This is a genomic window from Maribacter huludaoensis (assembly GCF_029350945.1).
In the GTDB taxonomy this organism is placed as follows: domain Bacteria; phylum Bacteroidota; class Bacteroidia; order Flavobacteriales; family Flavobacteriaceae; genus Maribacter; species Maribacter huludaoensis.
Window position 1 is genome coordinate 137,590 of sequence record NZ_JARKMS010000006.1, and the last position, 19,726, is coordinate 157,315.

General features: G+C 32.7%; 21 protein-coding genes and 1 tRNA gene. 8 read left to right on the forward strand and 14 right to left on the reverse strand.

All coding sequences use genetic code 11. The features are described 5' to 3' along the window. The first annotated feature begins 10 nt into the window (after positions 1-10). From PXC01_RS16025 to PXC01_RS16035, 3 genes are all read left to right on the forward strand, one after another. Complete coding sequence (locus PXC01_RS16025; protein ID WP_276473295.1) at positions 11-1,354, forward strand: TolC family protein; 1,344 nt, start codon at positions 11-13, stop codon at positions 1,352-1,354. Between the two features lie 81 nt (positions 1,355-1,435). Next, complete coding sequence (locus PXC01_RS16030; RefSeq protein WP_276473296.1) at positions 1,436-2,482, forward strand: adenylate/guanylate cyclase domain-containing protein; 1,047 nt, start codon at positions 1,436-1,438, stop codon at positions 2,480-2,482. A gap of 209 nt (positions 2,483-2,691) precedes the next feature. Next, positions 2,692-3,357 carry a helix-hairpin-helix domain-containing protein gene (locus PXC01_RS16035; protein ID WP_276473297.1) on the forward strand — a complete coding sequence of 222 codons (666 nt, stop codon included), beginning with the start codon at positions 2,692-2,694 and terminating at the stop codon, positions 3,355-3,357. A gap of 77 nt (positions 3,358-3,434) precedes the next feature. On the opposite strand, the gene PXC01_RS16040 is transcribed toward PXC01_RS16035, so the two are convergent. The 12 genes from PXC01_RS16040 to PXC01_RS16095 form a co-directional block, all read right to left on the reverse strand. Next, entirely contained in the window at positions 3,435-3,872 is a 438-nt protein-coding gene (locus PXC01_RS16040) for a hypothetical protein (RefSeq protein ID WP_276473298.1), read from the reverse strand. Positions 3,873-3,944: 72 nt separating this feature from the next. Continuing rightward, positions 3,945-4,547, reverse strand: coding sequence for a hypothetical protein (locus tag PXC01_RS16045; RefSeq protein WP_276473299.1), 603 nt, complete (start codon positions 4,545-4,547; stop codon positions 3,945-3,947). A gap of 7 nt (positions 4,548-4,554) precedes the next feature. After that, positions 4,555-5,124 carry a hypothetical protein gene (locus PXC01_RS16050; RefSeq protein WP_276473300.1) on the reverse strand — a complete coding sequence of 190 codons (570 nt, stop codon included), beginning with the start codon at positions 5,122-5,124 and terminating at the stop codon, positions 4,555-4,557. A 39-nt stretch (positions 5,125-5,163) separates the two neighbouring features. Further along, complete coding sequence (locus PXC01_RS16055) at positions 5,164-6,258, reverse strand: alpha/beta hydrolase (RefSeq protein WP_276473301.1); 1,095 nt, start codon at positions 6,256-6,258, stop codon at positions 5,164-5,166. 170 nt (positions 6,259-6,428) lie between these two features. Beyond that, positions 6,429-7,556 carry a nuclear transport factor 2 family protein gene (locus PXC01_RS16060; protein WP_276473302.1) on the reverse strand — a complete coding sequence of 376 codons (1,128 nt, stop codon included), beginning with the start codon at positions 7,554-7,556 and terminating at the stop codon, positions 6,429-6,431. 103 nt (positions 7,557-7,659) lie between these two features. After that, a complete protein-coding gene (locus PXC01_RS16065; protein ID WP_276473303.1) occupies positions 7,660-8,565 on the reverse strand; it encodes a helix-turn-helix transcriptional regulator in 906 nt (301 codons plus the stop codon). 186 nt (positions 8,566-8,751) lie between these two features. After that, entirely contained in the window at positions 8,752-9,306 is a 555-nt protein-coding gene (locus PXC01_RS16070) for a hypothetical protein (RefSeq protein WP_276473304.1), read from the reverse strand. 330 nt (positions 9,307-9,636) lie between these two features. Beyond that, positions 9,637-10,413 carry a DJ-1/PfpI family protein gene (locus PXC01_RS16075; protein ID WP_276473305.1) on the reverse strand — a complete coding sequence of 259 codons (777 nt, stop codon included), beginning with the start codon at positions 10,411-10,413 and terminating at the stop codon, positions 9,637-9,639. Positions 10,414-10,501: 88 nt separating this feature from the next. Further along, a complete protein-coding gene (locus PXC01_RS16080) occupies positions 10,502-12,139 on the reverse strand; it encodes an ABC-F family ATP-binding cassette domain-containing protein (RefSeq protein ID WP_276473306.1) in 1,638 nt (545 codons plus the stop codon). A gap of 94 nt (positions 12,140-12,233) precedes the next feature. Beyond that, positions 12,234-12,392 carry a lmo0937 family membrane protein gene (locus PXC01_RS16085; protein WP_276473307.1) on the reverse strand — a complete coding sequence of 53 codons (159 nt, stop codon included), beginning with the start codon at positions 12,390-12,392 and terminating at the stop codon, positions 12,234-12,236. Between the two features lie 2 nt (positions 12,393-12,394). Further along, positions 12,395-12,739, reverse strand: coding sequence for a hypothetical protein (locus PXC01_RS16090; RefSeq protein WP_276473308.1), 345 nt, complete (start codon positions 12,737-12,739; stop codon positions 12,395-12,397). Positions 12,740-12,871: 132 nt separating this feature from the next. Then, the gene (locus PXC01_RS16095) at positions 12,872-14,035 is read right to left on the reverse strand and encodes a DUF3095 family protein (RefSeq protein WP_276473309.1); all 1,164 of its coding nucleotides are present in this window, start codon (positions 14,033-14,035) and stop codon (positions 12,872-12,874) included. A 596-nt stretch (positions 14,036-14,631) separates the two neighbouring features. Between PXC01_RS16095 and PXC01_RS16100 the strand changes: the two genes are divergently transcribed. The 3 genes from PXC01_RS16100 to PXC01_RS16110 all read left to right on the forward strand — a co-directional run bounded on the left by PXC01_RS16100 (position 14,632) and on the right by PXC01_RS16110 (position 17,430). Beyond that, the gene (locus tag PXC01_RS16100) at positions 14,632-15,309 is read left to right on the forward strand and encodes a DUF481 domain-containing protein (protein ID WP_276473310.1); all 678 of its coding nucleotides are present in this window, start codon (positions 14,632-14,634) and stop codon (positions 15,307-15,309) included. Positions 15,310-15,450: 141 nt separating this feature from the next. Beyond that, a complete protein-coding gene (locus PXC01_RS16105; protein ID WP_276473311.1) occupies positions 15,451-16,512 on the forward strand; it encodes an endonuclease/exonuclease/phosphatase family protein in 1,062 nt (353 codons plus the stop codon). Between the two features lie 294 nt (positions 16,513-16,806). Further along, the gene (locus PXC01_RS16110; protein WP_276473312.1) at positions 16,807-17,430 is read left to right on the forward strand and encodes a LysE family translocator; all 624 of its coding nucleotides are present in this window, start codon (positions 16,807-16,809) and stop codon (positions 17,428-17,430) included. Positions 17,431-17,600: 170 nt separating this feature from the next. Here PXC01_RS16110 and PXC01_RS16115 read toward each other — a convergent pair. Continuing rightward, positions 17,601-17,674 (reverse strand) — tRNA-Met (locus PXC01_RS16115). Between the two features lie 138 nt (positions 17,675-17,812). Here PXC01_RS16115 and PXC01_RS16120 point away from each other — a divergent pair. Both PXC01_RS16120 and PXC01_RS16125 read left to right on the forward strand, forming a co-directional pair. After that, on the forward strand, positions 17,813-18,196 hold the full coding sequence (locus PXC01_RS16120; RefSeq protein WP_276473313.1) for an START-like domain-containing protein: 384 nt from the start codon (positions 17,813-17,815) through the stop codon (positions 18,194-18,196). A gap of 52 nt (positions 18,197-18,248) precedes the next feature. Further along, a complete protein-coding gene (locus PXC01_RS16125; RefSeq protein ID WP_276473314.1) occupies positions 18,249-19,106 on the forward strand; it encodes an aminotransferase class IV in 858 nt (285 codons plus the stop codon). Here PXC01_RS16125 and PXC01_RS16130 read toward each other — a convergent pair. Next, positions 19,103-19,663 carry a YqgE/AlgH family protein gene (locus PXC01_RS16130; protein ID WP_276473315.1) on the reverse strand — a complete coding sequence of 187 codons (561 nt, stop codon included), beginning with the start codon at positions 19,661-19,663 and terminating at the stop codon, positions 19,103-19,105. The two genes, PXC01_RS16125 and PXC01_RS16130, sit on opposite strands and share 4 nt — an antisense overlap. Positions 19,664-19,726: the final 63 nt, after the last annotated feature.

The window sequence follows — 19,726 nt, forward strand, 5'->3', positions numbered from 1 at the left end:
AATTTAAGTAATGAAACACATAAATACTTATTTATCCAAGGTTGGTAAATCACGTAGCTTTTTAACGATATTTTGTTCCGTAGCTATTTTAGGGAATGTATTTGCCCAACAAATTTCATTGGAAGAAAGTAAAGAAGCTGCTTTAAAGCATAGTAATGCCATTAAGAACGGTTTGCTGACCATAGAGAAGTCAGAAGCCTTTAAACGTGAAATGGTAGCAAACTATTTTCCTAATGTAGAGGCTAGTGCACTTGGGCTATATGCGCCTAATGATCTCATTGGTCCTATAGACGGTTTTCTTCCCAATGGTATAGATAACTTATATAATGCCAGTGCAACGGCAACCGAAGTAATTTATGCCGGCGGAAAAATTAGAAACTCCAATGCATTGGCAGATATACAATTAGAGACTTCTCAAATTAGGGCGGAACAAGCGGTAGATAGCGTTTTGTTGGTAACCGAAAATAAGTTTTGGCAATTGGTACAAATACAAGAGCAACAAAAAGTGGTAGAGACCAATGAGATTTATCTAGATGAACTTTTAAAGCAACAGCAGGATCTATTGGAAGCGGGTCTTATTGCAAAAAACCAATTGTTACAGGTAAAGGTCAACCGTAGCGAATTGCTTTTAAATAAAAGTAGATTGGAGAATATGCGCAAACTCGCATTGCTGGATTTTTCTCTTTATGTAGGCGTGGCTTATTCACCAAACATGAAAGCCGCTGCAGATTTTGATCAAACGATGGTTCCTGATTTTATGTATACCGAGCCAGATATGGATCTTACTGGTAACAGTAATTATAAGCTTCTTGAAAAGTCTATAACGGCAAGTAGTCTACAGACTAAAATGGCAAAAGCAGATATGTTACCTTCTTTAGCGGTAGGAGTGAGTGCCGTTGAATTTGGTGCTTTTGATGATGATTTGGATAGTCAGTTTACCGGCTTTGCCTTTGGTTCTTTAAGTATCCCCATTTCAGATTGGTGGGGTGGCGGTAAACAAAGACTTAAGCAAGAAAGAATACAAGAAGAAATAGCCCAGAACAACCGTATGGATGGTATAGACCAATTAAAAGTGGCTATTACCCAAAGTTGGTATGATTTGTTGAATGCACACGAGCAAATTCAATATGCATTGGAAAACAAGCAATTGGCAGAAGAAAACTTAAAAGTGAACAGAGACAATTATGATAACGGCTTAAGTAACATAACCGATTTATTAGATGCACAGGCCATGGCGCAGAATGCCCAATCTACATTGATAGATGCTTATACAAATTATGAAAATAAAGAAATCACCTATTTGTACAGAACGGATCAATTGGTAGTTCCAAGTTTAGAGAGTTTAAAGCAATAACCGCAAGCTATAGCCTAAACTTTATATTGCGGTAATTTCTAGATTCCCAGCATCAATAAGGAATATCAGGTCCGTATGAAAATGAAACAGATATTTAGAATGTTGACCCTGGCGGTAATGTGGCTAATTGCTATAATGGTGTTTGATATAGTGCTGAATATAAAAATTTTTCAAAGTGAAGATTGGCTTGCTTATTTAGAATATACGTTTACTTCAATTTTACCTTTTGTACTGGTTTACTGCTTGATAATTAGCGCAAGCGATGTTTTTTTGTTACGTAAAATGCTTAGGGATTATCCGTTTGCTAAAGTGGTATTCATAAAAGCCATTTTACAATTTGCGGTGATGTATTTTATACATTTTGTAGGTACCTATATAATTTTTGAATTAATGCCACCAAGTTCTAATGAAGCGGTCAATGCACATTATGCCTATTTAGGGTCTTCACTTAATATATTCTATATCATATATTTTTTTGTAGTTAGTTTTCATTTCAGTTTATATGCACAGGTTTCTAGAAAATTTGGTTCTACAAATCTTTATGATATTATCATGGGTACTTATTTTAAACCGAAAGAAGCTCAGCGTATTTTTATGTTTTTAGACCTTAATCAATCTACGACAATAGCTGAAGAAATTGGGCACCTTAAATATAGCAGACTCATACAAGAATGCTTTAGCAAGTTAACCCATCATATTGAAAATTATGATGCTGAGGTGTACCAATATGTTGGGGATGAGGCGGTGCTTACTTGGCAAAAATCTAACAGTATTGCTGCACAACAATGCTTGGACCTATTTAAAGATTTTCAAGATAATTTAGATGCAGCGGCACATGAATTTAAAACTGAGTTTGGTTGGGTACCTAAGTTTAAATCTGGTGTATGCTATGGTACGGTAGCCATTGCTGAAGTAGGAGACTATAAAAGGGATATCGCTTTTCATGGCACCGTTTTAAATACGGGAGCCAGATTATGTCAATTATGCAAAGAAATCAATGAAGATATTCTTTTCTCGAATTCGTTCTTTTCTCTTTTGACCCATGGTGTAGACCGGTTAGAATATATAGGAGACTATATGCTTACAGGAAGAACGTCTAATGAAAAAGTGTATCGCTTATTAAGCTAGTATTCTGCCATACTTTTTATATAAAATATATGTTGACATGAAGTGATGTTAAATTACAGAAGAAAAATCTGGAGTAAGAGATTTTATTAGTTTGACAATTTTAAGGTGTCTTTTTAACCGAATACATTAAATCAACAATTTCTTAACCTAAACTTTTGAAAATGAGTATTTTCTATGTTACTTTTATAATAGAATAAAATACTATAAAAATGGCACTGAAAAAACAAGTAAAAGGAAAATATACATTAGTCACCTTTACCATAGCGGAGAATGAAGCACCTAGTACGTCTAACGTAATACTTTTGGGCGATTTTAATAATTGGCAGACAAACGATAGTTCTTTTCAAATGGAGAAGAAAGGTGGTAGCTATGAGAAGAGTGTAAAACTGGAAAATGGTAAAAAATATGAATTTAGGTATTTGAGTGATGATAAGGGATGGTTCAATGACCATGCTGCAGATGCATATGTACCTTCTCCATATTTTGGAATAGATAACAGTGTGGTTGATTTAAGTGCTTTACCGGAAAAAAAGAAGACTGTAAAGAAAGTTGCCGCTAAAAAGCCAGTAGCTAAAAAAACGGTTGCCAAAAAGCCTGTAGCGAAGAAAACAACGACCAAGGCCAAAAAAGATGATCTTAAGAAAATTGAAGGTATTGGCCCTAAAATTGCATCAATATTGACCGATAACGGTTATGGTACTTTCAGTGCGCTTAGTAAGGCATCAGTAAAATCTTTAGAGGAAATTTTAAAAGCTGCTGGACCTCGTTACACTATGCATAAACCAGGTACATGGCCAAAGCAGGCTAAATTGGCAGCTTCTGGTGACTGGGATAAATTAAAAACATTACAGGATAAATTAGATGGCGGTAAATAATTGCCAGTATTATACAACAAAAAGCCCTAACAGTATATCTTAGGGCTTTTGTTTATTATAGAATTCTTGCTTACAAGTTAATATTTCATTGCAGTTTGGTAATCTATAATAAATTTTTTCATCATGCTTTGTAGTTCTGTTTTGTCTTTTTTGCTCATTTTAATAATATTGAGCCAAGCAGTTCCAATGTCTTTAGGTGCAAAAGATGAAAACTGCTTTTTTACTACCAAGCCTTTTTCTTTAGGATAGAATGTGAGTCCTTTTTTAGTAATTTTTATATTATCGGCATCTATTTTTTGAACAGGAAATGTCAGCTGCATTGCATGCTGAATTTCATTGTAGAAGTAAACGTTGCCTTGTGTGGCATTTATTTTTGCATAGTAATTTCTATTATCATCACTATGTTCTTCTATAAAGGCATTTATAGTTTCTACTTGTGTTTGTAATTCTTGGGCTTTGATGGTTTTCACAAATGTGATGGTAAGAACAATGGCAATGAGTGCTTTTTTATACATGGTTTGTAATGTTTTATGTTGAATTTTATAAACGTTTGTAATACTACTTTGTTGCTTACTGTAGGGTTGAGGTTATTTAGAGCAATTATTGTAATGTTCCACAACTGCAACGATATCCTCTTTTCTAAACGTTTTATTTTTTAATTTCTCAACCAGTGTAGGGCAATCGCTAAAATAGTCCATAGCACGACTTTTAAAAGATTTTGAAGGTCTCGCGGTCAATAGTGGCGTGGCAATATCTTCTTTTGCCCTCCGGACATAAAATTCATTTAAATGGTTGAAAGTAAAAGTGCCCGGTCTTGTTGTGGTCATGCTCACAGATCTGCCATATAAGGTAACTGCGCCCGTGGTTACAATGCAGAAAATTTCCCGTTTCTTTTTAGAAACCGGTATGTATTTAAAATAGGCTATTTCTCTTTCAGAGAATACAAATTTTATAAAATCCACTTCCCCTGCATCAAATACAGATTTATTACCGGTAATTTTATCCTTGACCTTAACTTTTGATTTACCGTTAAAATGTATCAAATCTTTTGATACGACTGGTATTTTTACTTCGCCGGAAAAAGTGTTTCCATTTTTTAAGATTACTTCCCCATTTGTCCATGTATATTGAGAAAATGAAATAGCGTAATACAACAGGAATGCAAAAGTTATTATGGTTTTGTGAATCACGTAAAATTTATTTGGTTATCTCCCAATCTTGACCTTCGTATTCTCCCCAGGAACAGTCTGCCGGTTCTTTTAATACACCTTTGACCATTTTGATAAGTTTAGGATCCTCATCCTTAAAAATGCCCTCACCACCCATAATTAGAGCCCTGCTTAAATCATCGTACATTTTCTCTTTGTTCTGTATTAAATAATTTAATTGTCCTAATCTTAAATGTAAAAACGGATTGCCTACTGAATCTTTAAATTTCATAGCAAAATTAAAATTGTCAATAGCATCTTCAATCCATCTTTCAGAAAAGCATACTTCTGCAATATGTATAATTACATATCTGCCTGCTCTAGTTCTTTTTTGTTCATCAGTTAAAGATTCATAAATTTTCATGAGCTTGTTAACCCTAGGCTCCACATCTAAATCATTATTTGTAGTAATCTGGTCAATTTTGGCTACCTTATCTTTAATTGATACTGGTATGTCAATGTATTGCTTGATTTTTGCAACGTCCGGTTCTTTTTTAGATTGTAATTGAACATTCTCCTGCTTTTTATCACTCTTTATTAAAAAATCAAATAGCCCCATGAAGTCAAGTATAATTGTTGTTATTGATAAACTATGTTGTTATTCTTCTTCTTTCAATTTTAACAACACCTCTTTTGCATGTTCATTGTCAGGATTTAAAACAATTGATTTTTTATACATTCTTATACCTTCATCTTTCTTTCCCGCTATCAATAAAACTTCACCATAACTGTCATATGCATTAGCACTTTCAGGAAATAATAGTGTGTTTGTTTTAAATACGTTTAAAGCATTATCTATTTCTTGGGTCTGTAAAAATGAATAGCCCAAAGAATTTAAATCTTGTTCTGAACGATTTTGAACCTTAGTTTCAATTGATAAGTTAATTGCATTGTTTAATGCCTTTTGTAATACTAGGTTTTGTTGGCTTTTGTCTAAAGTTTCAGCATAGGCTTTAATAATGGCATTGATGACTAATGCAGGATTATCATGAAATACCGCATGCCCACTGTTTTCAGCTATAATGTTAGTTATGTTATTGTTTTTCTCGCCTAAATCTACATGCACCTTTTTCCATCTATCGGAATATTCTTTTGGAAATACTGGAGCAGATTTATCAGGGAAAATGTTTGTAACCGGAATATTTTCAGGAAACTGCGTGTTTCGTAATGAACGTATAATTTCGTTGTAATTATAATTCAAGTAATAATCTCCAGTACCTTTGGGTATGGTGTTAATGTCTACGTGCATATCTCTCATTGCCAAGAAATCTTCATTCCAAAAATCACTAAGCGTTGCATCTATTAAAACAATGGATCTTACTTTTTTAGGATGTTTATTTGCATATAATAAATTATAAAGACCACCGTAAGAATGTGATACCAGAATAATATCATCGTAGTATCCTAATTTTGCGAGTGCGGTTTCTAATTCTTTAATCCCGTTTTCTATTCCGAAATCTGAATCGTTTTTTAGTTTGGGATTGAGTTCGCTTTGACCAAAACCCGATCGGTCATAAGTTATTATCGTAGTACCGGTAACCTGATGTATTCTTTCTAAAATAGGTGCCCAAACAGTACTTTTATCACCACCACCTGCTTCAAATAGAATAGGAGTTCCTTCTCCTTTTATAATATTGAAATGCATCTTGTAATCACCAATATCTACCGTTGTAGCCGTAGTTTGGGAATGCATAGCAAAAATTGAACAAAAAAGCATCAATAAGATACAATAGCACTGTTTCATTTTTTTTACTTTAATAATTCATAGATATAGGAGCTAATTAAAAATAAATTTCTTTACGTTCTCGTGCCCACTATTTTAGTTTCCTAAGTGTTAGACTTGTAAGATAGTATTCTTTCTGATCACTTGTTTTTAACAGCATTTAAACTTTCAATTATTTTTAATGCAACACCTCTAGATGATAAATAGTTCTGACCAGTAATTAACTTTCCATCAACTTCTACGTGAGCGTTGTTTCTTGGTGAAAAATTAAAAATGGCACCCCTGTCTTCTAAAGTTTTCTGTATTAAAAAAGGAAAATGTTTAAAATATTCCGCATCCTTTTTTTCAAAAGAATCTGGATATCCACTTACCGTTTTCCCTTTAAATAGATATTCCCCATCTTCAGTTTTAAGATGTACTACACCTGCAGTGCCATGACAAACAGATGAAACAATACCATTATGCTTTTCATATATTGCCATGGCAATATGCTGTATTTCTTTATTTTCTGGAACTCCGTACATGGCGGCACCGCCCCCTATATAATGCACTGCTTTATAATTTTTAGGTTCTATCTCATTTGGTTTCTGAGTATTTTTTAGAGCATACATGAAATCTGAATTATATAGATATGATAGGCTTAATGAATCTGATGTGTCTATATATGAAAGTGGAACGGTACCACCTTTTGGACTAACAAAATCTACCGTGTAACCTGCTTTCTTGAACGTGTCATAGGCATTCACTAGTTCAGAGAAGCTATTTCCGGTAGGAATATCTGAATTGCCGTACTTAGCCGCATTAGAAACTATGAATAGAATTTTATCTTCTACAGAACTAATGCCGTTGTTATCTTTTGTAGCGGCCTTGCTAATTATTTTCCAATGACTATCTATTTTTTTTAAAAGAAAAAGGTCTTTATACCTTGTTCCATCTTCTGGAAATAGTATTTCTACTTTTGCGGTGGCAATAGTATTTGTATAGTCTATTGATACTACATTTCCTATTCTACCATTAAATTCCCCTTGCTTTTTATTTTTATACCAACTTTGGTATTCATTAATGGGAACGATCCAAAGTTCTTGTTCTGTATTATCTAAAAATAGGTTTGCGTTGGTATAAAATGCTTTTTTTAAAAGTTCAGGTCTATTATATGATGTACCATTTACATAATCTAAAAGCACATTTTTAATTTTGGTCTCTTCTGTTTGACCATAAATTAAAGAGTTTAAAAGAAAAAGACTAAATACTAAAATTGAATTTCTCATAAAATTATTATTTGTTTAGATGACAATTTTAGTTGAAATGTTACTCGTAGGCATTAAGCACATATATTATAGAAGTCCTGATGTATACATCAAGAACCTATAATTAAGTTTGTTTGCCAACGTATTTTGCTGGTGTAGTGTTAGTTATCTTCTTAAAAGTGGCATAGAAGGTACTGTTTGAATTGTAACCGCATTCCTCAGCTATGGTTTCAATTTTTAAATGAGGTTTTGTTCTTAAAAGTTTTTTTGCCTCTTCGATCCTATATTCGTTTATGAAAAGTGAAAAACTTTTGTTTAGATTGTTATTCAATAATTGCGAAAGCAATTGTGGACGAATGTTAATTTTTTTTGCCAAAAGCGGCATGGTTATATTGGGATTCTTATACAGCTTTTCGTTATCTAGTGTAAATTCAATCTTTTCTAATAGCTGTTCAACTTCGGCATCGTCAATAATGCTATTTGCATATTTCTCTTTCTTTTTAGAAACTACAAACTCTTTTTTTCTTTTATAATAAATAAGTAATCCGGTTAGATAAAAAATAAAGGAGAACGATAAAGCCCCAACAATATATGAAGTATAAGAAGCTGTGTTATAGGCTATCCAAATTACTAAAACTCCAAAGAAAATACTAACAAGCCAAACTTCATCATAGTTTAATCTTTTACTTTTTGACAGTAATTTTTTACAAACCGTATTTAATAAAAATGCCGAGAGGATAATATATATTAACCATTGAATATTGATAATGTAATAAAAGTAATCTACCCAAAGCTCTATATAATATTTGTAAGGGTATAAAATGCCAACGCCCAATATTACTATTATAATCAATAATAGGTGTAAGTTTAAAAAACTGTTTGATGCTTTTGTTTCTGAAACTTTAGATTTAATGTAAAAATATAAGAACGGACCAATTAGAAAACATGCGGAAAGCCCAATTTGTAAGTATGTTTTAGAAAGCTCTGGATTAAAATAGAAAAATAAAGATTTCCAAATTCGAGTACTCAAAGCTAAGAGTAACCCACCTAAGTAATAGCTAGCGTTATTTTTAGCGCTATTAAAAAACAAAAAATAAATACTTAATACAACGCTGTTAAAAGCACCTAATGCACTGAAGAAGAATACTAAGTTGTTATTTAGGTTCAATTGATTGTACTGATTTTTTAACCAACCTTATAATTTACTCGCGCAAGGTTATAAATTTTCATTAATGCAACTAGCTCCTTTATTGATTGCTTTTATTTTTTTCTTTGTTCGTCCTTTAGCTTTTAAATCTATAAATTCTCCTTCATCCGTATCCGGTATCCTTATAATATCAATTTCAGATTCTGCCAAATTTTTCAACTCTGTTTCTGTAAGATTAAAAACAAAGGAATATGCAGTAAAATTTTCAGAACTTGATGTCGTCATTCCGCCTCCAAAGCCAGAAAAGAATCCATTAGAAGATGTAATACTTTCAATCTTTGGTTTGGACTTTTTAACTGTTCTTAATTCAATTTTAGAACTATTTTCAAGTTTTAATAAAACTTCTGTATTCCTGTCAAATATATGTTCTCTTTCACCCCAGTAATTGAAGGTAATATCAAATGTTATGGTATCATTTTTAATTTCAAAATAGACCGTTTTATTATTGAAATTGAACGATGTTATTTTATCGTTCGTAAAAGGATCGCGGTCCGTTTTACATTTTTGAGAATAAGATATTATTGATGATAAGATGAATAATACTAATGTAATATTTTTGGTCATATTTTGTTTTGCTGTTAGCGTAAAGCAAATAGGTTGAGCATTATAAAAGGAAAAAGAAATTTTTATTCCTGTTAGAAACAAAGCTATAGATTATTTTTTTTATGGTCAAAACTATAAGATTAAAGGGTACATAAATTGGACACGGTTAAATTTAATTTGAAGAAATTCATCTCTAGTGCTATTTTATTGGCACCGCCAAAGGGTATAATACCCCTAGGCTTGCCTCGAATTTAAAAGTTTGTTTTCTTTGAATGCTTCCTGGGCTTGCCCTGAGGTGTTTTACTATTATTTTGATGCCTCTTAAACGTTTAAAAGCTCAGTTACTAAGGATTAATCGGTTTTATTGATCATTTTTAGAACTTCGTCAGCTACAAATTCTCCACTATTTGCAAAAGAGGCAGTTATTAATCTGTTCTCATAATCAACAATTTCATAATTTGTCCTCTTCTCGTGATCATATACTTTTAAATTGGCGCCTCTCTTGTATAATTCAGCTTCCATATCATAAGGTAATAGTTTACCATAGTCTGATTGTTTCATTATATTTTTTTCATTCCATGAAGGAAAACTTGTCATAGTTTTATTCTTAACCAAAAATTCTCCAGATTTTAATTTTACATCGATTAGCGTAGCAGTTCCATGGCCAATAGATCCAATAATTCCACCAAAATCATATATCTCAGAAATTATATGAAGAAGGTTCTTATTTTTATGAGTGTCCCAGAATTGTCCGTATCCACCGGGAATTATAACGGCGATGTATTCTTTCGGATCAATGTCAAGTGGTTTTAAACTATTTTCTGTTTTATCTATGAATAATTCATTTTGTATAATAGACTTGACCAAACTTGTAGTGTCTCCACTATGATAAATGGGAATTTTTCCTCCTTTGGGTGAAACAATGTCTATATCGAGACTATTTTCTGAAAATTTTTTAAAGGGAATAGCTAATTCAATGAGGTAGGTGCCGTTTGGTTCGTTTTTCAATTCACTAACATTGGTTGTAATGAAAAGAATTTTCTTGTTTTCTTTATTCTTACTGCATGAAATTGTTAAAAAAACGAATATTAATATGGTAAGAACCCTGTTTATTATATTTTTTTTCATGTGTATCTCAATAAAATTAAACTAGTGTCCTATATAGCTTGTTTTAATTTTTCTGAAATTTATGACTTTGATAAAAGGAAAGAAATAATTACTTCATTAAATTGATTTCTGCAATACTCTTTATTCTATTGCGCTCTAAGAAAGCATCAATTGTTTCAAAGTGTTCTATAACGCGCTGCTCTTTAAATTCAAATACTTTTTGCGATAAGCCTTGTAGAAAATCACGATCGTGAGAAACCAAAATAAGCGTGCCATCATAAGTGGAAAGTGCTTCTTTTAAAACATCCTTGGATTTTAGATCTAAGTGATTGGTGGGCTCATCCAAGATTAAAAGGTTTACTGGTTCTAATAATAATTTTACCATTGCCAAACGTGTTTTTTCTCCACCGGAAAGCATGCTAACTTTTTTATCGATATCATCGCCACTAAACATGAAACGGCCCAAAATATTCTTAATTTGGTTACGTATATCACCAAAAGCAACCTCATCTACGGTCTGGAAGATGGTTAAGTCTGGATCTAGCAATGATGCCTGATTTTGAGCAAAATATCCCACTTTAACATTGTGCCCTAATTGACAGGTGCCTTCTACGGGAATTTCACCTAATATGGCTTTTATCATGGTAGATTTTCCTTCTCCATTTCGCCCAACGAAAGAAACTTTTTCGCCTCTGGAAATAGACATGTTCGCATCCTTGAAAACAATATGGTCATCATAAGATTTAGAAACATCTTTTACAGTTACAGGATAATCACCAGATCTAGGTGCAGGAGGGAAGCGAAGTTTTAATGATGAATTGTCTATTTCATCTATTTCTATAATCTCTAATTTTTCTAACATGCGCTCGCGCGAAGTTACTTGATTGGTTTTTGAGTAGGTACCTTTAAAGCGTTCAATAAAGGCCATGTTATCTGCAATGAATTTTTGCTGTTCCTGGTAGGCTTTTATTTGGTGTGATCTTCGTTCTTCGCGTAATTGTAAATAGTGGCTGTAGTTTGCTTTATAATCGTAAATACGCCCCATGGTCACTTCTATGGTACGGTTGGTAATGTTATCTATAAAAGCCCTATCGTGAGAAATAACCATTACGGCATTGGCTTTGTTCAATAAAAAATCTTCTAACCAAATAACAGATTCTATATCAATATGGTTTGTAGGCTCATCTAAGAGTATTAAATCTGGTTTTTGTAATAGAATTTTAGCTAGTTCTATGCGCATTCGCCACCCACCACTAAACTCGTTCGTTTGTCGTTGAAAATCATCTTGCTTAAAACCGAGTCCTTTTAAGGCTTTTTCAACCTCGGCATCATAATTTACCTCTTCCAAGGCATAATATTTTTCTCCAAGATCGGAAACCTTTTCAATAATGCTCATGTAGGCATCACTTTCATAGTCAGTTCTAGTTTCTAATTCTTTGTTAAGCCTATCCATTTCGTCCCGCATATCAAAAACATGTTTAAATGCTTTTGCAGCTTCCTCAAAAACGGTGCAATTATCCTCGGTCAGCAAATGCTGCGGTAAATAGTCTATAACGGTATCCTTGGGTACTCTTACATTACCACGTGTACCATTTTGTTCACCGGCAATAATTTTCATCATGGTAGATTTACCCGCTCCGTTTTTGCCCATTAAGGCTATTTTATCGGTTGGGTTTATAACAAATGAAACGTCACTGAATAGGGTAGTGCCACTAAATTCTACGGCCAGGTTATCTACTGAAATCATGCTACTAGTTTTAAAAAGCAAAACTAGTAATAAGTTATCATGCTTATTACCAAGTACATTAAAAACTTATGGCGCTACTAGCAGTATTTCAGTTTTACGTAGTGGTCTTGTTACTTAACCAATTGTAAACCAAAAGAACTACGGCCAACAAAAGTAGTAGATGTATTAACGCTCCCATTACCTTAAAAACAATAAAGCCTAAAACCCAACTTATGACCAGTGCAGCAACCAAAATATATATTATCTTTTTCATGACTATTTAGATATGTTCCAGTTCATGATTTCATCATGGATCTCTTGTTCGCTTTTTTGCCTTCTTTTAGCAATATTACTGATTAAAGCCTCTACGCCGTCTTGCTCTCCATTACTATCAATATCTTGCGTTTCAGGAAAATTGGAGAGATATTCATCTCGTACCGCCAACCATTGCTTTTCTAAATGTAAATCATATTTTGCGGTGGCTACTCCGCCATTATTTACTGGTTTTGTTGATGTTTCGTTCACATTTTCTTTTAAGGAAACACCTTTGTTTTGTTGTGTTTCATTTTCTAATCCGCCAGTGCTTTTAGTTTTATGAATACTTTTATCCTCTGTTATCATTTGTATATGCTTTTATATTATCAATGTCAGCAAGTTACCCACATCAATAGACATAGATTTGCTCTAATATTATATTAATTGACCTTATAAAAATGATAGCTAATTGCCTAAAGCTCTTTTTTATGCAAGAATTTATAGAGCGTTGGCCTTTCGCTTTACTTTAAGCATTTTGGCCGCAGATGTATAACCGCCTTCGGTTCCGTCTACAAAATGGGAGTGACTTGTTTTTCTGTCAAGTACATAGCAAGACATAACCGATGCATGCGTAATATGTATGCCGTATATTATCTTATGTTCGCTTTCCAATTGGTTTAGAAAATCTATAAATACATCTATTTTATCTTGATCTGCGGTAAAAATGGTATTGATCATACCGTCTAACATAAAGGAATGTGACAGTTGACCTATTTGCTTTAAGTACTGTTTTCCACTTTTGGACAGGCTAAAGTACGCATGACCAATATTGGTCTTTATCCAATTCTTAATGATGTAGAGCCAATTTTTACGTGCTAGGCTTATCTTCATCTCTTCCCAAATTTTGTTTAAGCTGGCATCCAGTTTAAGCTTTTCACTTTTTATAGGTTGCCGATCGGTAAAAGTGCCAAAGAAGTCATCCATTTTGGTAAGTACTTGCCTATAAACATCTTGCTGGGTTTTTTCTTCTACGGCATCTAGTAATAAACAAACCACTTTAGCTTTATTTTGCTCCGGGTTCACTTCTTCCCATCTACACTCCATACCTTCTAAATTCAATAAACTTTCATTGAATTCCGTGTTTGATAGCTCCTTGAAATTGGCTTTGATCATTTCTTCAGCTTTGTGCAAGCCGTTTCCAAGTATAATGGGGATTGCCAATTTTTGGGTTAGTTGATGCTTGGCAATTTTCAATTGACATTGTTTGGCTAGTAGGTGTTTCACAGGTACATGGCCCACCCGCAAAATCAGTTTGGTTTTTCTTTTAATATGAATACTGTAATTGTGTAATACGTTTATTACTCTGTTCAATAAACTATCCGGTATAAGGAAAGTGGCGCCGTCACCACCAAAAAAATATGGAATTTCTATATTCTGCTTAAATTTACGAACGGTGTTCAAAACCGAAATAATACTGCCTGTAGCTGTTAAGTTAACTTCGTGATGGTTACCATTTATTACCGCACGGGTAGAATTTTGTATATCTACGACGACTACATGCCAGGATTGCGGTACTTCTAAAAAATTAGACTCGTTCGCTAAAAGTTCTGCCAACGGCTTTTTTGATATTTTTAGCTCGTTATAAAATTTTGTGTTTTTCATTGACAGACAACTGGTCGTAATTAATAGTGAAAATACATGTTTATTTCGTCATTTACTGATAATTGAATGATGATACTAAGGGTATTTTTAATTATACGGTATTTGTTGATATGCTTTCACTGCGGATTTAGAAGTTGCTTTGTAAATGAGATGTACCGCTATACTATTCTAAGGTCTTATATAGTAAAGTGCCACATTTTAATGAAAGTGAATGATTTATAGAATAAAAGATCATTACCAATATTAATATCTATTTACAGCCATAAAGGTTACAAGATTACGTAAGATGTTTTTATATGAATAGGGTGGATGCTGTTTGTATGTATTGTGCAGTAAAGGAAAATATAGGTACAGACTATAATGCTAACTTTGTTTTTAAGAATATGGTTTTGCATTAAGATGTTAGGTAAATAAAAGTAAACTCAATTTCAATAGTTTTTCAGAGAAAGTATTTAGCGATAGTTTTGCACAAGGAAAAAATTGTGACTTTTTATATGAAACTGACTTTTGATTTTTGTAGGTACATTTGTTTTTTTTCAATATTTATTCTAGCATATTCGGTAAATGGACAACTAGTAAACATTGAATCTAAACGTATGCATACAGATTCAATAAGATTTGTATTAAGCAGTGATCTTTTGTTCAATTATACGGATAACAATGGAGAGTACATTCTACAAATTGGGTCTAACCTTACTACTCAGTTAAAGTCTAGGAACCTTAAAAGTATTTATTTTTTTATTGGTAATGTGAATTTGATAAGATCTAAAGATGAAGATTTTCAAAATTCATATTTTTTACATGCTAGATTTAATCAGAAATTGACCGAAGTATTTCGTTTTGAGGCTTTTGTACAAAATCAAAATAATCAGAAACTAACCATATCCGAAAGAAATTTATTGGGTCTTGGGCTACGTCTAAAATTATTATCAAAAAGTGGTTCCCTTGTGTATTTTGGTAATTCATACATATATGAAATTGAGGTTGTTGATGATACAGGTCAGAAGTTCTATAACCATAGAAACAGTAGTTATATCTCATTGAACCAAAATTTTAAGAAGTATAATTTAGATGTCACGGGTACATTGTACTTTCAGCCATTGTACAATAACATAAGCAATCATAGAATTTTAAGCCAGTTTAAAGCACAAATGCCACTGACCAAAAGAGTTTCTTTTTCTGCACTCTATAATTACTCGGTCATCAATTTTAATTCTGAATTGGAAGATAACCGCTCCTCCAATGTAAGTTTCGGGTTCACTTTAAATATATAATTGATTTCAGATTTAAGTTGTTTTATGAAATTATAATTGTAGCGTGTTAATATTTCTTTTTATTGAAGTAAAAGATGGAAGTTAGTTTACATACCTTGTGGAGCAATAATCAATATTAGCTCTAACAGGTTCTTTTTACTAATGTCAAAATTAAAACTCTTTCTGCGAGGCTTTGCATTTATCGCAATTGTTCTAACAATTTTTCCGTATATACCTCTTAATACATGGGTGGTACGGGTGTTTGATTTTCCCCATCTTCAACTTACGGTTTTAACGGTCAGTGCATTTTTAACCTATTTCTTTAGGTTTGAAATAAAAAATAGAATAGACCAAGCTTTTATCATATCATTATTGATCTGTATTACGGTTCAATTTCAAAAAATTTACACATATACTCCTTTAGCGGCATATGAAATACATGAGGGTAGCAAAAATGCCAAAACAAGTATTTCTATTTACGCAGCTAATGTTTTACAAAAGAATAAGAAAAAAAATCTACTGATTAAAGATGCTGTAGATAAAGAGGCGGATGTATTATTATTTACCGAAACTGATCAAACTTGGATTATAAAATTAAATGAACATTTTAGTAATACTTATAAATTTAAGGTTGAAGTACCTTTAGATAATACCTATGGCATGTTGCTTTACTCAAAATTTGAGTTGTTGAACCCCAAGGTAAAATATATTGTTGAAGATACCATACCTTCCATACATACCAAGTTGGTGTTGCCTTCTAAAGACACTATTCAAGTTTTTGCAATACATCCTGCTCCGCCCACTCCCCAACACAACCCCTCATCAGTGGACCGAGATGCGGAGATGATGAAAATAGCTCTAATGACAAGAGAATCAGAATATCCAGTTATCGTTATGGGCGATTTTAATGATGTTGCCTGGTCCGAAACAACCAAGCTTTTTCAAAGGGTAAGTGGTTTGCTTGATTCAAGAAAAGGTAGAGGTCTGTACAATACTTATAATGCCAAAAGCTATTTAATGAGATGGCCTTTGGATCATGTTTTTTCATCTGCGGCATTTAGGGTAAAAGATATTCAGGTGGGTGACGATATAGGTTCTGACCATTTTCCTTTTTTCACAGAGTTCACATATGAACCTAGATTATCCTCTGAGCAAGAATTGCCAAAAGCTTCTGCACAGGAAATAAAAAATGCAAAAAGCCAGATCAAGGAAGAGAATTCCTAACCCACTATTACTCTTTGCAATTTTTTTACTGATAAATAAATTGTTAATGTGGATATAAATCTATGTTAATCTATAAGCCATTAGGCTACGTTCTGCGACCAGAAAGCTATATTGCCGTTTATTAATTCTTTTTTTTAGTTTCTATAATATTCTACAGCTGTAAGTAACTATAGTATTGTAATAAACTTCCGTTATGTTTAGTGGTGTAATTTTAAGAGTTAGAATTAACGGGTAATGTATCAACTACTGTGCGCGTTTATGTTTTATTTGTCATTGAAATAGAATTTATAGTTTATGAATGCTCTCATTTACGTGCTAATTGGTTTTTTAATTGCCTCTTTAGGTAGTATTACACCTAGTTTTTTGAATTTAACGGTGGTAAAGTATAGCTTAAGGAATGGCATTAAAGCCGCACTGTACATTATTGCAGGTTACGCTACGGTACTATTCTTTCAAGCAAATTTAGGAGCATATTTGGCTAATGTTCTAATGAAGAATTCTGAATACATTACTTTAATTCAACAAATTGGTACAGGTATACTTTTTCTTCTCTCCATTAATTTTTTTAGAGTTCATTTTCAATCCAAAGAAAAAGTACCTGAAAAAGAAATTCCAAAATCCAAATCGTATTTCTATGGTGTAATGATGTCCTTGCTGAACATGATGGCAATACCGTTTTATTTTACATTTATTTCGCTATCCATCGCATTTAAATATTTTGAGTATAGTTTTGTAAATGCACTTTATTTTTCAATTGGTTCTACAATAGGCTCTTTTACCCTGTATTCTCTTTACGCAATCATAGCAAAAAGAATTGAAAATAGATTGGATTTTATTGCCTCTAGAATGGATTTTATTTTAGGATGCCTAACGGGAGTGGTTGCAATAGGTAATTTTATTTATCTGCTAATTAAATAATTATTCAATTTTATTGCAAATAGGCAGTTTTACCATAAAGATTTTGTCGGTACAAAAGTTTAACGACCTCCTGTCTTAATGAATTATAAATCACAGATATACTTATAAATTTGGCATAAAAAAAACGGTCTAACTTAAGTTAAACCGTTTATAATGTGCCTGTTATTTTGTAGCGAGAGGGGGGCACGATCCCCCGACCTCCGGGTTATGAATCCGACGCTCTAACCAACTGAGCTACCTCGCCGTATTATTTTTAAACGGCTGCAAATATAGTGGTAATTTATTTGTTCTTCAACAAAAGTTGATTAAAAAAATAATACTTGTCATTTATTTTTTTATCATTTAGAAATATATATATTGCCCGTATTAAAGTAGCATGAACATGAGCGATAAAATAAAATTTGAAATAGAGTTTGTAATTCAGTCTTCCCCACAGATGTTATATCAATATTTGGCAACACCCTCTGGACTATCGGAGTGGTTTGCGGATAATGTGAACTCTAGAGGGGAAAAGTTTACATTTATATGGGACGGAGCTGAAGAAGAAGCCAAATTACTAAAAAGAAAAACAGACGAATTTGTACGTTTTGCTTGGGATGAAGCAGAAGATGATAGCTTTTTTGAAATGAAGATTATTGTTGATGAAATTACTAAAGATGTATCGTTGTTCATAACAGATTTTGCCGAAGAGGACGAAGTTGATGAATCCAAAATGCTTTGGACCAATCAAGTATCTGATTTAAAACAGGTATTGGGATCATCATAAAAATATGCTTATTTACAGTATCTTTGAGCCTTAATTTTTTAAGGCTTTTTTTATGTTCAATTTTAATGGATCTCTTCTTGATGATGATACCTCTTTCTTAAATGAGAAGAATAGGGGGTTACAGCTTGGCGATGCGGTTTTTGAGGAGTTACGTGTTCTAAACGGTGATATAATTTTTTTGGAAGACCATTATCTGCGCCTAATGTCGTCCATGAGAATCTTGAGAATGGATATACCTATGAACTTTACTATGGAGTTCATGGAACAAGAAATTTTAAAGTCTATTTCTGAAGGTGAACTAAAGGAAGCAAAACAAATAAAATTTACTGTTTTTAGAAATAGTAGTAACGATTTTTCTATTTCCGATAATAGTATTTCTTATTTCATTACCCATAAAACTTTGGCTGATCCATTTTTTATTTTAAATGCTCAAGCCTATGAAGTTGAGCTATATAAAGATTTCTATAAGAATTCTAGTATGCTCTCTAATTTGGATACCAATAATAAGATAGTAAACGTTGTAGGGGCTGTTTATGCCCAAGAAAACGATTATCAAGATTGTTTGCTGCTGAACGAAAGAAAGCAGGTCATAGAGTCCTTAAATGGCAATTTGTTCGTTGTAAAGGGAAATCAAATTAAAACAGCACCGGTTACGGATGGTTGTGTAAACGGTATTTTAAGAAAAAAGCTTATTGACATCGTATCTAAACTCAATGATTTTGAATTTTTAGAAGAAAGTATCTCGCCTTTTGAACTTCAAAAAGCAGATGAATTGTTTATTGTAAATAATATTGTAGGTATTATTTCTGTAACAAAATATAGAAAGAAAGATTTTGTGAACGTAACTGCAAAAAACTTGATCGGTAAATTAAATGCGGCAGCTAGAATGTCCTTGACTAAAAACGTTTAGTTTAAACTAGGATTTTCCGGTGCATTAGACCACAATAAATAGTCGCCACCTAACTGAATCATATTTTCTTTCCAAATTGCCTTGGCAGCTTTTTGAATAATTCTGCTTTCATGCTCGTTTTCTACAACGATCCATGATTTGGACGTTAGCTCTTCATCTAATTGTAAAGAAGACCAACCAGAATATCCTAAAAAGAACCTAATATCATTTTCAGAAATAATTTCTTTGTTAATGAGCTCTACCGTGGTTTCAAAATCACCGCCCCAATATATACCATCGGATATTTCTACGCTGTTATCTATTAAGTGGGGTACTTTATGAATAAAATATAGATTGTCCTGTTCTACTGGACCACCATTATATACTTGAAAGGGAATTTCAATTTCGGTTACAAGCTCGTTAATATGGTATTCCAATGGTTTATTTAAAATAAAACCAACAGAACCTTCATTGCTGTGTTCTGCTAACAAAACAACAGACCTGTTAAAAGAAACATCTCCTGTTAAAGATGGTTCTGCTACAAGTAATTTTCCTTTAGTTGGCTTTAATGCTATCATAAATTTACTATGATTATATACCTAAAGTAAGACAAATCCTTCTAAATGCAAAAACATAGAAAT